This window comes from Parasphingorhabdus sp., assembly GCF_036963805.1.
Lineage (GTDB): Bacteria > Pseudomonadota > Alphaproteobacteria > Sphingomonadales > Sphingomonadaceae > Parasphingorhabdus.
Map to the genome: position 1 here is coordinate 301196 of NZ_JBALUN010000002.1, position 16944 is coordinate 318139.

Consider the following 16944-nt stretch of genomic DNA (forward strand, 5'->3'; position numbering starts at 1 on the left):
CAACTAGTCAATTTACTCGGCCGACTCCAGTGCTTCTTTATCGGCTGGGCTATCCTGATTACATGTCTCATCACCGCTCTCGCACGTATCAGTATCTTCGCCGCTGGTGTCTTCCTCGCTAACCCACAGATCATCATTTCCAGCTCCGGTAACCGGCTCGTCGATTAGCGGGTCATCGATAAATTCCTCCGTTTCCTTCAGCTCGATCAGGTTGGTTTCAAACGGATCGCTTACAAGGGAACCATCTTCGTCTGGCGCTACCTCTTCTTCGATAATATCCTGCACCGGATTTTCAGCACGGGGATTTCCGGCGGGTGTAGGTGTTGGGGCAGGTGTACCACAGCTAGCCGGATTCGCGATCAAGCATCCGTTAATTGTCGAAGCACTATTAAATCCGACGCCAATATTTGTAACCGGGATCGTGTCGATACCGGTTACTCCATCAATAACACCATTGATGACAATATTTGCATTGCTGCTGGCACTCCGCCCATTGACCGTCAGGCTGCTAACTGTGAACCCGCGGCGAGCGTCAAAACTGGCAACGGGCGCACTGTTCTGGATAAACAGATCACCATCGACCACAAACTCTGCAAAACCGCCACGTATAAAACCACGATCAATATCGACGCCGTCATTATTCGCCAAACGCTGATTGATTGCGGCAAGATCCAGTCCGAAAATATCATTATAGGCTTGATTGGTCAGGACATAGATATTCTGGGCTGTTAGCGTCATCAATCCGACGTTGCCAAAGCCGCCATTGGCATCGGTCATCTGGATCAGACCGCCATTGGCGTTGATTCTGAGATCATTCTGGGATGTCATGTTTAATACTGTGCTGCCAGAGGCGTTGGCTAAGTTCAAATTGCCATCCACCCGCGTGGATTGACCGGAATTAATTGTCAATGTTCCAGCAAATCCTAGGGTTGCCGATTGCGGCCCGCTGATATTATCGCCCGCGCGAACGGTTAAGTCCTGGATGGTCAGGTCTGGGGTAATATTTCCCGTTTCTGTGATAAATATGGTGAGATCCTGATTGGATTGAATACGTGAAAACTCATCATTACTGAGGCTGAACAGGCCGGTTGTGCCTGCTCCGCCCAAAATGGCTTGGTTGATTCCATTGCTTTGGATGAAAATATCATTCGTCTGCACAAAATCGCCAAGCTGGCCATCAGGGCCAATGTCAATATCTGCAGATGAGAGATTGATTGTCGTTCCGGTGGTTAGAGCTTGGATATCGATAAGATTACCAGCTGTAATCGTGAGGGCATTGGCGGCGTTGGTTTCGCTGTTGATCAAGACATCCCCGGCTGCGGTTATATCAATATTGCCATTGGCACTTGTGGTCGCTTGGCCCGTGATACCAGTTGGGGACATTCCAAAGGACGCACCGAGAGAGATTACGTCATTTAGCTCAGCATTGCCTGACAAGCTAGTCAACCGGACATTTCCAGCCGCATCGGCGTCATCAACAACTAGATTTCCGACCGTGACTATATCTATGGTGCCAGTCGTCGCTCTGGCTGATACTCTCAGAGCCCCGTCAGAGCGGAGGAGAACGTTATTGCCGGTTGCAGTCAATAAATCGCTAACCGCCGCGTTATTCCGAACGGAGACGTCTCCATCAGAGGAAAGCAACAATGCTGAATCAGCTATGATATTGTTGATATTTATGTCTTGATCGCCCGTAACGCGTAGGGCTCCACCTTGGGCTGTCTCGATGGTCACTATGCCACTAACGGTCACTCTCAGTTCAGGTGCTGTGACGCTTGTGGCCGTAAAGTCATTCGTAGCCCCAGCAGTAATAGAACGATCGGAAGTGACATTGCCGAATATGATCGAATCCTGCGCTGAGACGGTTACTCTAGCGGGGAGTTTGCTGGTGATGTCGAGGTCCGCAAAAACAATATTTCCGGTTGCGCCAAATGCCCCCAGCCTGGAAATGTCAAGATCGCCGCCGATGGTAACATCACCATCACTGGCACTGACCGACAGGCCCACAGTGAATCTAGGGTCGCCGTTGTCGCCGGTATCAGCCCCTCCCAAATTGACCGAACTACCCCGTAAACGGGTTTCGTTTATAGAAATAACATTGCTGATAACAGCATCGCCTGCCGCAGAGACATTAATTGTGTTTCCAGCATCCAGCGTTGCCGCAACAATGTCTCCAACTGAGGAAGTGAGATCGATCAAACCGGCGGTAGTTGCGTTGCCTAACCTAATGGACTCTACCGAAATTACGATATCCTGATCGGAGACAATATTGCCCCCCAAAATATTAATTGCGTTAAAGAGAATATCACCAGCAGCAAACGCATTGGCAAATTCAATATCGCCGCCAGCATCTGCGGTGAAGTCACCACCATTGGCCGCCAACGAACCAAATCCGATATTGCCGGTTGCATCAAGGTCAATCGTACCGCCAACGTCAATTATGCCGTTTCCATCAATATCACCTGCGCTTGCGTACATCGTAAGATTGCCGCCAATATTGCCGCTATCGAGAGCAACACCTGCGCCGGTTAGGACGAGATTGCCATTGACATCACCGTTACCGACAACCGCTTGATCCAAGGCATCCAGATTCGCATTTCCGGTTATATCAATATTGTTGAAGGCCAGATCCTGTTGCGCAACTGCGTCAAGGTTACCGCCTGCAACTCTGTTTACACTGATAAAATCAGCGTCCATAACTATATCGCTGCCATCGGCTGAATCGCCGGATATGGTGCTCGCAGCGATGCCCAGAAAATTGCCAGCGGACACCGTACCAAAATCGATGAAACTTGCAGCTGTCAACGTGATATCACCTGCACCGCCGACACCGCCCAGTACGATGCTGTCGCCGTCAATATCGATATTTTGGGCGCCTGATGTACCGCCAACGAAAATCGAACCCGGTGCGGTTAAGAAAATATCGGTGTCGGGAACGTTAATTTGATCGAAACTTAAATCACCACCGGCATCATAATTTACATCGCCAACGCCTACAGTCAAAATACTGACATTCATGCTGCCGGGCACAGAATAAAAGCGCTCCAGTGCGCCGCCACGCGCGGTCACGGTTGTCAATTCGCCGCTCGTATTAATGGTGGCTGCCGAGATGCTGTCGCTGACCGTAATCCCGATATCGTTTCCACTATTCAGCGAACCGGAACCGAGCAGACTTCCTGCCGCTTCGATACCAATCGTGCCGCTTGTCAGTTCGGCGTCTTTCAGATTTACATTACCTTCGGTGCTGTTCACAAATATCTCATCGCTGGCGATAAACCGCGATGCTATGCCGTCGGCACCCATCACAATATCGCGGCGCGTCGACACCAAGATGCGGTTGGCAAAAATGTCGCCATTTTCGATAATCGCTTGAACGGGAACACCGAATTGTCCGATTTCGACAATATTATCCGCACTTAAGGCACCCAAACATAAATTGCCTTCAAGACAATTGGCGCTGAGCAGACCAGCGTCGTCGGATTGGCCAATTGCGGTAATTACCGCATTGGACGGCGCATTGTTAATATCGGCACTGATTGACCCCGCTGAAATTGTACCGCCTAGACCATCAATGGCACCCGCCGTCATTATCACGGCAAAGCCATTGGCGTTTATATCACCCGCTGCAATGATGGAAGCGATTGGGGTGAGGGGCGTGGTGAATAACTGGCCTACCGTACCAATGTCACCGGCCAAGAGTAACAAATTATTTATATTGTCGAACGGAGTTATTGTGTTTGGGGTATCAAGGGGATTATTCGCGGCTGTAACGCTCGCACCAGACTGTATGATGATATCATCGCCGGTGCGTACGGAAAGAATATTGTCTGAAACAACATTAGCGCCGGTTTGGAATATTGCATTACCGCCCGCCTCAACCCGAATGGCCCCAGACGATGCAATGTCACCCGTTAATGTTGCGTTGAAAGAGGGATCAAAAAGCTCAAAACTCGAACCACCGTCGCCACCGGCACTCACTGAAATGCCGCTGACCAAAAAACTATCCGCTCCAACGACAAGCGTAATTGGCGGGCCGTTCACAGTCGCATTATCAAGCAGTGCATTTCGCCCGGCCGAAAGATCTATATTGGTAAAGGCCCTTAAATCTGCGGCGGAACCATTACCCTCTGCCCGAATGGAGACGGTGGAAGCAGAATTGATAATAGACCCGGTGGCGCTGTTGAAATCTTCTTGCGCGCGCGCGTCGAAGGTTCCTGCAACATCGATCGATGGGATAGACAGGGCATTATTGCTATGTGAGACTAGAATGGAGGCGCCGCTGTTGACGTCCATAAATCCGTCAACAATTAGTTGACCATCGCCATCATAAGTAAATTCGGCATTGCCAGCGACGTTGATCACTATGTCGCCGGTAGCGGAAATAATCCCGCTATTGCCGGACATGAAAAACCCGCTCATCGGTCCAGCAACTGCTAGTGCTTCTGCGTTCAAAGAGCCGAAGCTAATCAGACCGGCAGGGTCGGCTGACGTATCGGTTATTTCGATGCGGCCGCCAAAGCCTGTTGGCAACGAGATATCACCGGCGTTGAAGCCATTGGCGGCGATCTGGACATCGCCCAAGGTGATAATGCCGGGGCTACCTTCCTGAATCGCGATGATGCCCGTACCGCCGGTTCCGTTTCCACCGATGCCGCTAGTTCCGTTTGTGCCAGTGGCCCCAAATATACCCCGGATTCCGCCATTGCCACCTTGACCGGAGGTCGTGATGGTCAAGTTATTGCCAGATATCGTTGCACCTTGAGCCAGCAAGCGTGCGGTGCCGCCGGTGGCATTGCCGCCATTGCCGCCATCGCCGCTATCGCTGTCATAGGAATTGCCACCATTGCCGCCAGCACCGCCAGTGCCGGTGCTGGTCATGTTAAATTCGCTTGTCGTGATGTTGATCATAGCGCCGGTCCGCGCGATAATTTCTACCGTTCCGCCATTGGCATTACCACCAGACCCTGCGTTGCCGCCGTTGATGCCGCCGCCAAACTGATAAAAACCCGCTCCGCCCGCTCCGCCGGTTGCGTTGGCTTCTAAAATAATCGAGCTTAGGTCAATATTGCTACCCGCGCCTGTGACTTCTAGTCGCGCTGTGCCTCCGATTCCGTTACTACCGTTGCCGCTGTCACCTGTTACGCTGGCAACGCTATCACGATTCCCGTTTCCGCCCCTGCCGCCAAAACCATTGGCTGTGATCGTTGGATTATCGAGAATCACTGTGGCATCAATAACGTTGATAATGGCAGATCCACCGATTCCATTACCACCGACACCACCTGTGATGCCGTCGCTACCGGCTGTGCCTGTGCCACTGGCATCAACAGAATATTGAATAGGGTTGGAATCATCCTGCCCCAGATTAATTATCGCGTTTCCGCCGGTTCCGTTTCCGCCGTTACTACCTGTTTGACCAACGAAGGATTCTGTAAAATCATATATAAAGGTTTGATTATTAAAGGTTAATGTGCCGCCCATGCCTGCTGTGCCACCGGCTCCGATGGAAGTGACATAGAGATCATTGAAGGTGATCGCTCCGCTGAGATTATTGTAAGTAGCAGTCCCTGCTATCGCGTTTCCGCCATTGCCCGCATTTCTGGCTGGACTAGGGGTGGGGGCAGGCGAATTTCCGACCAAAGCAAAGCCGCCATCGCCGCCAGTAGTATTTGCGTTTACAATGAGCCCTCCCGTACCGATATCGACATCAGCCGTACCGTCGAGAGTGAATGTTGCGATACCGCCAATGGAATCGCCGCCATTGCCAGCGTCAACGCCCTCTCCGGTCCCGCCCTGACCACCAAATCCGCCTGATGAAATGGTCAGGGAATTAGAAACTGTCAAACTGCCTGAATTGGCATTGAAAATAGCCGACCCACCTACGCCTTGTCCTCCGTCACCGGCCGGTTCGCCCTCTGTTTCGCGCGAATTACCGCCGCCGCCGCCGATGCCCTCGGCGTTGACTGTCAGATTATTGACTATAACATCTGTCCCGCGCAAATTGAATATTACATTCCCGCCTGTTCCGGTACCGCCATTGCCAACCACGGTTGTGGAAGAATTACCGCCATCGGATGCTACCCCGCTGGCAGAAATTGTAAGCTCCGTGGCGGCAAAGGTGCTGCCGTTGAGATTGAAGGTCACCGATCCGCCAAGTCCTGAACCACCTTCACCGGCTGCCTGGAATCCTACGCCGTCCCCCGGAACAACAATCAAGCCGTCACTCGAAAATCTGGCGGAATTCATAGTCATTGTACCGCCACCTTGCAGGGTTACAACTATATTGCCACCGATGCCTAGGCCGGTATCGCTGGTTGCGCCGCTTCCATCATTGTTGGCGCCGAGGCCCCTGGCGTCCATGAATAATGAAGTGGCAGAGGATTCATTCAAGATCAGGCTGCCACCATCGACCAGTAGATTGATATCGCCAGCGGTGGCCTGCCCACCAGCCGCACCAGCAAGTGCACTTGAATTCACACTGAGGATTCCCGCATTGAGTGCCCCGCCGTTTTCTATCGTAACATTTATGCTGCTAGGTGTGCCTTCCGGTGAACCGGCCGGGGAATCGGTCGTCCGGCTGTTGTCCAGAGAGACAGTTGCCGCGTTGAGCGTTGCGTTGTTGATCAGCAAGTCGAGATCGACCGAACTTGATGATCCATCAATATCTGAACGGCCCCGCCCGAACATGCGAAATTGACCAAGAACGGTGACCACAGAACCGTTCAACAGGTTGAACGTAGCACTTCCCTCTTCACCGGCCGCCACTTCGCCAGAAAGTGCGGTTCCGGACGCGCCGAAGGGGCTGGCATTTATTGCCATGACATCGGCGTTGAAGATTGTGTTGTCGAACGTGAGCGTCAGATCACCACCAGATGCATTGGCCGTTATCAGATTGCCGGCAGAGTCAATGGACCGGGCAGCATCGGCGCCGGTCAAAAGGGTCAGTTCATCAATGTTGATCAGAGCGTCCGTAAAACTGGCCACCACATTGCCGCTAAATGCGGAATTGATGCTCTCGGTGGTGTTACCGCTGGCACTGGAAGAACCATCGGCACTTGCATCCAGTTCCAGACGGCTTGCCGTGATGGTGCCGCCATTAACGATCAGGTTGACCGCGCCGCCCGTGCCGCTACCGCCGGTCGATGTTCCGTTGAAAGTTGAGGTGCTATTCCCTCGGGCATAGAGTTCAAGCCCGAAAAACCCATCTGCAACCAGAGTACTGCCTGCACCATCAATATTGAAATTAATCGTACCTCCAAAACTATCGGCGCCTGAAACTAGCCCCAAATGGGGTGAGGCACTCGCATCGAAAGTAGATTCATCGAAATCGGCACCGCCCGATATGTCTAGAAGTCCGCCAGAGATAATATCGACATTGATCGTGCCTCCGAATGTATCGGTTCCGTTATCAACCACGGCACGGCGGCTTTCCGTCCCTATTACGCCAGCGAGAATGTTGAAGGTTCCATCGACGATCAATTGGCCTGAACCCGTGGTAAGCGCTCCGGGACCGGTAATATCGATATCCACAATGCCGCCTTGCGTGTCGGTAAATGCATTGAGTGAGAGATTGCCCACTTGGCTGAATTGCGAACCTGGACCAACTGCAAAATCAATCCTGTTAGTGGTATTAAATGTCATATCACCGGCAAAATCGATATTCCCGCCACCACTGGCGCTGATACCAATGCTATTCCCCGATGTGAAATCAAGTTGGGAATAGATGCTTTGCAGGCTTTGAACGACATCTCCGCCGGACGTAGCGAAAATGTCGATGCGATTATTAGCAAAAGCATCAATCCCACCGGTGAAATCGGCACCGGAAATCGAAATGTTCCCATTGAGCGCTGGATCGATAGTCTTATCAATAGTATTATTGAAGCTTGTGTTACTTACGTTGCCGCCAGCGCTTAATATAATCCTGCTATCTTCTACAAATGCACTAACGGCCAAATCCTGACCGATTGAGCCGCTTAGCAACATGGTCATTGCCTGATTTTTAGGTACGGCGACCATATAGACGTGATGTTTATCAGCATTGTCGAGAGGTGCCGGGCCATTTGTTGTTCCGGTTCCACTATGCACAATACCATTTTCATCGGTGGTGCCTGCGCCCAATGGAATTTCGATGCTGAACAGATTATTTGTGTTGATAATCAGGTCGGCTTGTTCCGCAGCAACATAGGCCGCCGATCCGTTGACCGTGACGGTGCCGCCCTGCACAACACGCGGCGCGACTAAGGCGACATAGCTGTCTTCTTGCAGCGCGTTTATCTGCGCTCCGCTGGTGACGGAGACGGCGGAAGTGCTATTTTCGGTGCCGCGAAAGCGGATTTCATTATTAGCACCAAAAAAGCCATCGGTCGTGTCGATATCATTAGCGGTGAGCACTAGGTTCCCGACATCAAAGCGCCCTGTCGAGCCGACGATGATGCCGCCCGGACTGTAAAACCAGATATTGCCGCCCGGGTTTCCGTTGGTGAAGCTCTCTACGGCACCATTAAATTCGATCGGCCGACCTGCGGCCGATGCGTTGGGAAGTATGCGGTTCAAGATGGTATAATCGCTGCTGGCCGATGAGAAACGCAAAGTCCGGCCGCTGGGCAGGATATTGATCGGGTTGGTCGGTAGTCCATCCGGTCCCAATACGGCCGCATTAGTGTCCAATGGTTGCCAGTTAATCACTACTTCGGGTGTGCTTATCAAAAGGGAGTCTAAATTCGTTGTACGCGGGCCGTCGAAGATCACGCCTCCGGTCGGGGATGTGGCACTTGCTTGAAATGCTTGGCCGGCCACTGGGTTAAAGGCCTGAGCCTTCACAGAGGCGGGAGCAGAAGTTATTGCGATTACCGCTGCAGCAATGGACCCGCCAGCAAGCAACTTTAGTTTATTGAAAGACCTTTGCTTCAAACAGGTCATATTTCTTTCATGATGGTCTGCCATCTTGCTTTCCTCAGTTATGTTGCAGATGGTCTCTGTCATCATCTTGCCTCTGGTCATCATTTGCTGCTCCGCTTCTTCTACCGAGTCCACGGTGCGAGTTGCACGGTCAGCGTCATCAAAGCTCTGGCGCTATCCCGCCGAGTTTGGAACGGTCCGCGTTTCAAGGGTACAACGGCCATCACATCCAGACTGGCCTGACGTCCGATTGTTGCGCGGATACCGCCACCAGCAGAATAAATTTTTTGCGGATCTCCGGGGATATTCTTGTTCCATACCGCCATGGCATCGAAATAGAGATAGGGCTGCCACGCATTGCCGTTTGGCGTGTCGGGAACCAGTGAACCATAGCTGATTTCGGTTTGTAGACCAAAGCCGCTGTCGCCGATTACTGTACCGGGATCATAGCCACGGCCGGCCGTATAGTTGCCGCCCGAAACTTCTTCATAGGAAAAAAGTGCGTCGGGAGAATATTGAAAGCGGGGCTTTAAAGTAAATGCCAAAAGCGGGGTAGGGCGATAATCGAGCTTTGCCTTTCCGCGCACAACAAAGGTAGTTGGATCACCATCAGCACGGGTTGGTAAAACGGTTTGCCCGACACAGCGAATAAAAGCAGGGCCGCATCCGTCGCTGGCGCCCAATATACCCAAGCCTTGACGCAGTTCTAATGACCCGGCCATGCCCCATCTCGGTTCAAAAGGAGAATAGCCGCCACGGCTGGAAAGGCTGTCAGGGGCAATCGCATTATAGTCGATCCTGACATAAGCGATACTCAGATTATCTTCATTGGTTCTTACGCCCAAAATGTCGGTTTTTTGATCAATATAATCGAAACCGACGGTGCCGAATAAATTATGGGATTGTTTGCGGATGAAAGGATAGCTGGCATAAATCCCGGCGATCATGGTCTCTGATTCAATGTCAAAATTGCTGGCTAATTCCGGATCGGTCCATGCGTAGACAAAACTACCACCAAATTTGAGACCTTCACCGCCAACTCGAAACTCATGACCAATTTGCAGCACTTGTTGCTCGCTAAAATCAGAAGTTGAAAAAGTGCTGATCGTGGTTTCATCACCCATACCAGTCAGCCCATTGAAGCGGGCACGTAACAGTCCACCGAACCGGCCAACCTGCTTGGAACCGAAGTTTTGGATATTGGCATCCATATAAACGGGCGTACGAATGACATTAAATTCGCCAATCACATCGCCAGCCTTGCCTGCCGAACCCGCTGCGGCCGGACGCAAAGACAAGCGCACATCAAGTCCCGGAATGTCGCGGGCGAGCAAAAGATAACGTTCAGCCAGATCAATGTTAAATACCGGTTCGTCCAATAGGCGGTCGATATATTGCTTGAGTAATTTCTCTGACGAGCCCGCGTCACCGCGAACCTGCACCGATGTCATTCGAGCTAATAGAACATTGAATTTTACATTGCCGCCGTCAATCGTCTGGGGAGGAACTTGTACCGCTGCAAGATAACCGGCGCGGCGCAGGATTGTTGCTGCCCGGTCACGAATTTCGCAAACCGCGGCGACATGGATTTCCTGACCGATATATCCAGCATAAGCTGATTCCAGTATCGACGGATTGATAACGTTCAGGCCGCTAAATTCAGCCGATTGTAAAGTGAATTTTACATCCGCGAATTCGGGATTGGCTAGCGGACACGCAGAACGTTCAACACCACCGTCAACAGTCAAGGCTTGCGCTTGTCCCTTGTCGGCCTCTCCCAGCATCCCGCGCTGGATTTCTTCTCTCGTGGGTGCCGCAATAGATGACTGTGCCCAGACACTATTAGGCGCCAGCAGAATTGCCGACGTTGAAACCATGAAAGCCAATTTAATTGTAGCGCGCGCTCGCGACATATTTTTCCCCGTTTTGAAATATTTCCTGCGCGACCCCAATCGGAAATATTTTTTTTATTTCACACCTTGACCCTCACCTCAGAGCGTGAAATATTTTCTGTGCTAACCTTGATCCTGGTTCGTTGATGAGCCGTCGTCCAAGGTGTCCACCAGCAGATCAAGCTGGCTCTGGCAACCATTGGCAATCAGTGCCGCGGCTGCATCATCTAGGTTTTGCGGTGATTCATTCAGCATTACAAAATTAATCTCGACAGATTTCTCAACATTAGAACCGATTAGCCGATAGCGCGCGCCGTCCGTTAAGGGCGCTTCAGCCGTTGGCCAGCTTTTCAACGGATTACCTTTGCGCCAGGCAACAGCGGTCACTGTGCCATTGGCCGGTTCAACGATGCTAGCAGTGGCTGATCCCGTGTAATCAGGACGCCAAAGTACCAGTGCATTGGCATCAGCCACGCAGAATTTTCCGCCTTTGGTCACGTCGAGAAACCACAAATTAGGGTTCTTTGGCTCTTCATTCGAAACACTTACACCAGCACTACGAACGGCTCCGGTTCTGGCCCGGCTGCTCCCGCGATTATTGATAAAACTGGCAAGACGCGTTGAACTGCTAGACTGCGCGCTTGCTGTCGCCCCCAAAGAAAAGACACCAGGCCCCTTCAGCACGCGAGTGCCGCCTTTGCCGAGAACCGTCACCATATCCAAATTTTTCAGCGTCAGTTTCGCGCCATTGGCGAGTTTCTTACCAGCAGGATAGGATGTGGCGGAAGGTCCAGTCGAACGAACCACCATATTTTGCGCCACTGCAGCGCCGCTGACGCCGACCAGCAAAGCCGCTCCTAAAGCTGCTTTGCCCAGACTGCGGGCGAAGTTTCCATATTGCGCCTTTTTACATTCAACCGAGTGCATAGCTTTCTCCATTTTTTGTTTTTTCCAAACGTATTAGTAAATTGGCGAGGCCTAAATCTTCGCCATATTGCGCCATCATAGCACCAAGTGCCTGAACATAGCTAATATCACCTTTTTCGTGAGCCGCTATGACGGCCATCACTGCTGCCCGATCCTTTTCTTCCCAGTCGGGTATTGGTTCAAATACCTCAACCGGAGTGGACCGGCCACGCAGGGTAATCTTACCCATGGGACGATACCAGTCGAGACCGGTGCGTTCCATTGCCTCTTTGCTGATCAGTACTTTTGTTTCAAGCGTCTTGTTCGCTGCCTCTAAACGCGCTGCGGTATTCATCGCATCGCCAAGAGCGGTATATTGAATGCGGCCTTCGCCGCCAAAATTTCCGACAATCGCATCGCCATAGTGCATGCCGACACGCGTACGGCCAATGGGCGGCACGCCTTCCGGTGCATTCTGCCGAAATTCTTCACCGGCCTGATAAAGCGCGTAAGCAGCTTTGGCTGCCCGTTCGCCATCATCAGGATAGGAAATGGGCGCCCCCCAGAAACAGACTAGCGCATCGCCGACAAATTTATCGATCGTGCCGCCGTATTCCAGCGCCACTTCACTCAGGCGATCGAGATAGTCATTCAGCAACGTGGCGACCATTTCAGGCTCAATGGCGTGGCTAAGCTTGGTAAAGCCTTCCAGATCAGTGAAAACTGCAAAAATCTTGCGCTTTTCGCCATGTAGGGCGAGTTTTTCCGGATTGCGTAAAATTTCACCCGCGATCGATTTAGGGAGGTATTTTCCAAGAGCATTTTGCGCAAAAGCCCGTTGTTTGGAATTTACGGTTCTGGCAGCGGATCCGACAGAGGCGTAACCAAAAAGCCAGCCCAGTCCCCAGCCAAATGCTGGTAACGAAAGTGTATCGGTGCCAATATTCTGCAGAACAAACGGGAAAATTATGAAGAAAGCAAACTGACCAATTAACAGGCCGCCAACTTTTAACGGATTACCGACTACAAGCGCCGACAGTCCTCCGCATATAGCAATAATGATCGCCGCGACCCATAATATCCAATTGGGTATCGGGGTAGGAATTTCATTATCTAAAAGTTGAGCGAGCATATGGGCGTGAACTTCTAGCCCGATCATTTTCCCGTCATCACTTTGGAGATGGAGAATGGAACCGATCGGCGTTTCAAAGCGATCACGATCGATAAAGTCTCCGCCTATCAGGACATATTTGTCTTTAATGAAAGATTGGAGCATGTCGGCGGTCGTCGGGTCTGCGAAACTTTCGATAGGAAATTTGTCGAAAACGGGCATGTCAGCGTTTTTCGGGACCAAATAACGGATCGCTCCCTCATTTTGCGCAAATTGGGGATTGGGTTTGGTCAGGGCAATTGCCAAAAAGGGAGGAAGGTTTTTCGGTAGGGCGGTCCATCTGCGGGCTACGCCATCACTCTCGGTTTCCAAGCGTATACTGGTCTTGCTTACAGCTTTTCCTTTTATCTCACCAACGAACTGGTTTAAAAATTCATGTTCGGCAAAATCTATTTCAGGATTGGCGACCGGATCAGCATAGGCAAGATAGGTTGGCGTTTTCATATTATTGAATGATTCGATGAGTAATGCGTCATCATCCTGAGGCATAGTGAAGAGAATATCGATCCCGATCGATTTTGCACCGGCTTTATCAATGGTTTCAAGGGCTTGTGCCAATATTGTGCGATCGACTGGAGAGCGTTGGCCAGTTAGTTTTAACGTGTCTTCATTATATACGATCATCACGATACGGTCTTCTTTCTCCACTTCTGGAGCAAAGACAGATACGCGCATGTCATATAGGGCGCGTTCCGCATCTTGAATAAGGGGCGTTGACCAACTGAAACGCGCCATTAAAACGGCAAGAATGATGAACAAAAGCGTTGACCCGAGACGGATAGGTCCCAGTTGCTTGCTCATCTGACGCAAAGATTTTAACACACCGCGTGCTTCTTCTTTGACATCGCGGCCTTGGTGGGCCGGATCATGTTGAGCATTCTCACTTGTCATTATTTTAATGCCGATATCTTTTTGCTGGAGGCACTGACCGAGGTTGCATCAATGCTTGGGATGCTTGATTGATTATCAGGCAAAAAAGGTCTTGATCCATCGCCGATAATGGCAAAGCCGGACCAATAATAGGGGTGGGATGTTACGGGATCATCCATCAACTTGTTTTGGGAAACCCTGAGGGCGGTGGCCACGGAGTGTCCCTTGCCATCCTCGAACAGGCCGCCGATCAGACGTTCCGTTGCCCGGAAATCATCCGGTGCGGGCCAATGGCTCGCCAATACCGAGCGGCTACCGGCACCGATGAAAGAGCGGACTAGTCCGTCGAGTGCCGTTCCGCCGCCGCTGGTAACGCCTGCTTCGCGAGTGGCTTGAATACTGGCCTTACCGGCGGTGTCGCAGGCGGAAAGAATGACAATATCGGCATCCAGTTTCAGGTCAAATATCTCGTCAAATGCCAATAAACCATCTGAATCGCTGCCGCCGAAAGACGTGAGCAGGGCAGGCTTGGCGGGGCAGGATGGTCGGGGCGCCGTAACCAGACCGTGGGTGGCGAAATGCAAAATACGATAATCGGAAATGTCTGATTTAGACATAATTTGATCATCAGAAAATGCGTTGCCGGTTAATACATCGGAACCATTGGTACCGATTATCGAACGCGCCTGGACAAGTTCGGCGGCTGAAATCGGCTTGTTCCACTCATTTAGTGACCAATTGCAATTAGCATCAAGGCCTTCTGTCGAAGCGCGTACGCCACCTATCCGGGTGTCTGCCAATACCGGCTGGTTGCTGCCTAGACCTAAATATTGACGGGATGCCTTTGAAATCGGCGCTTTGCGTGCATCAACGAAACCACGCGCCGAAACCGCTGTGCTTATATTGGTATCGCTGCCGAGCCAGTGAATATTGGTATAGTCGAATGGGTCGCCATCCGGCCGGTCGACGCGTGCTGTATATTCAGCGACAGACTGATCGTCTGTAATCAACAAATTTACTGGTAAACGCAGCATCGCTCCGTCAGGTTCAAAAATCAGATGTTCTTTGGATACCAGTCGCTCTGCAACTGGTTCCAAAAGCGATTTGAAAAGACTGCGTGATGTCTCAATATCAAAAGGATATGTTACATACTGGCCATTTTCAAAAGCGGAAATAGAAGCCCGTAAAACATCGACCTCTCTATCCAGCTCATTGGAATTTAGTGGCGATTTATATGCTGTTGCATATTGCTTGTCGGTATAGAAAATGAAGATGTCATCGCCGACAATCGCCATACGGACATAGGATTCTGAAGGGGTCATGCTGGCCCGTAAATCGCTGAGACTGATGGAGCTTCCGGCAATGGCGCGATATTGTGGATATTTTGACAGGCTTACGATGGTCAGCTGTTGGCTCCGCTCCAGTTCTTCGATTTCTGCAGCCAGATCGGCGCGCAGCCGCCGTGTTTCTGAAGTTTCCTCCACTTTGCCGAGCGCAGTGAAGCGCATGCGTAACCGTTCAATGCTCCGGTCCAGGTTGCTGGACTGACGAAATAATCGGGATGCTTCATCCGTACCCCCACTTAACTCGCGGGACAACGCTGCTTGGGTTTCGGCTACGCCGGGCCGGATGAGAACTTGCGATGCTTTAAAAAATTCTTCCCCGGAATCCGGATCATCGGCCATTAATTGGAAATAAGGTGCCAGTTGATTGACAATACCGGTTACGGCGCTGCGCTTCCCGAGCGAATTGTCAATTACCTCCCGGTATAATTGTCGCGCATCGCTTTGGTTGCCTTGACGCAGCAAAAAGCTAGCCAGTTTCGCTTTCGCTGCGTTGACGGCCCGTGTTTCGGGATATTGTAGTTCTACTAGTTCCAGAGCATCGCGCAAAAGTTCCTCGGCGCCACCAACATCGCCATCTGCTTCGGCAATCAGGGCTAGTTCCGACAATATTTGCGCACGTAAACGAGTTATCGAGGTCACGCGTCCGTCGCGTATCGCCACCGCGCGGTTATAAGCTGTGGTCAGCGATATATTAGCGGCCTCTGCATCGCCTCTGATGCGTTGTGCTGTGCCGATCAGTTGCAGTGCCTGGGCATCAATAATCTCGGCGCGCTCTAACTGTGTTAGTTTTAGATCATCATTGAAGCCGAGCAAATTTGCGGTTTTATTGTCGCCGTTCATACGCGTCGCAATCGGGGTCGTGATGGTGAGGCTGGATAGCAATGCATCCCGCTGTCTTTCGGCTGTTTTAACGGGAATGTTGATCCGCTCCACCGCTTCATCATAGCGGCCTTGGTTGAGCAAATGCATGCCTTCAAAATTGCGCAGCAATCGTTGGTTGACATCATTGTCAGCGATGACCGATCGTGCTTGTTCGAACAGTTCGTCCGCTTCTGCAAATTCACCTAGATTTGATTTCTGTAAGGCCCGATTAATGAAATATTCCTGAGGATTAATATCCTGATCACCAAGACCGGCGGTGCGTTGCTGTAACGTTTCAAAAAATGCAGCCGCTTCGGCATAGTTGCCGCTTAGATTGCGGCGATAACCCTCGGCCAACGCTTGATCGGGCTTCAGCGTCAGTGCTTGCACACGGGCAAAAGCGAACGGATCTTCGATCGAAGTCGAGGCCACGTCGATTTTGCCTTTGACGATCTTATCGGACATGATTGATTTCAGTGCCAACAGGGTCGCACTATCATAAACGGTCAGGCCTTCTGCCGCATAGGTGACGTTTCCGCGTTGTTCTTTAAATATTGAATAGCTGACCGGCTCATTGGTTAATTGGCAAAGAGTGCGGCTTATGCCGTCAATACGATCTTGTTTGGTTTGATCATCACAAGAAACAGGATCTTTCCGAAATTTTCCGATACGAGCCATTATATCGTCGTCTGGAGATCGGAAGGCGTAGACATAGCTCACCGGCCGGGCTGAATCACGACAGACGACGGCCCAACTGCGATCAAAAATGCTTATTTTGGTTTTATTTTCGAGGCTTCTGTCCTGAACCTGACAGAGTGTGCCATCGCCGGACCCAATCGGGAAACTGTCCCGTAAGGCTACTGGAGTGCCTTGAGCATGAGCGATGGTAGACGCGGTGGTCAACGCCAATACCAGCAAAGGTAGGCGGAAATTTCTCGGACCGATCATATGTTCCCCACAATCATCTATAGCAACTTGAGCCACATGGCTAAGCTGTTCA

At 51.3% G+C, this 16944-nt stretch carries 5 protein-coding genes; all 5 read right to left on the minus strand.

Annotated elements, in window-relative coordinates; all coding sequences use genetic code 11:
- Positions 1-12: 12 nt before the first annotated feature.
- Positions 13-9033: a beta strand repeat-containing protein gene (locus tag V7676_RS08130; protein ID WP_335659190.1), complete on the minus strand. Its 9021-nt coding sequence runs from the start codon at positions 9031-9033 to the stop codon at positions 13-15.
- Positions 9021-10811, minus strand: coding sequence for a ShlB/FhaC/HecB family hemolysin secretion/activation protein (locus V7676_RS08135; protein WP_335659192.1), 1791 nt, complete (start codon positions 10809-10811; stop codon positions 9021-9023). The genes V7676_RS08130 and V7676_RS08135 overlap by 13 nt, the downstream gene beginning before the upstream one ends.
- A gap of 102 nt (positions 10812-10913) precedes the next feature.
- Positions 10914-11717 (minus strand): hypothetical protein, encoded by an 804-nt coding sequence (locus V7676_RS08140; protein WP_335659193.1) that lies wholly within the window; start codon positions 11715-11717, stop codon positions 10914-10916.
- Positions 11704-13758 carry an adenylate/guanylate cyclase domain-containing protein gene (locus V7676_RS08145; protein ID WP_335659194.1) on the minus strand — a complete coding sequence of 685 codons (2055 nt, stop codon included), beginning with the start codon at positions 13756-13758 and terminating at the stop codon, positions 11704-11706. The genes V7676_RS08140 and V7676_RS08145 overlap by 14 nt, the downstream gene beginning before the upstream one ends.
- A complete protein-coding gene (locus V7676_RS08150) occupies positions 13758-16892 on the minus strand; it encodes a CHAT domain-containing protein (RefSeq protein ID WP_335659195.1) in 3135 nt (1044 codons plus the stop codon). Before V7676_RS08150 ends, V7676_RS08145 begins: the two co-directional genes overlap by 1 nt.
- Positions 16893-16944: the final 52 nt, after the last annotated feature.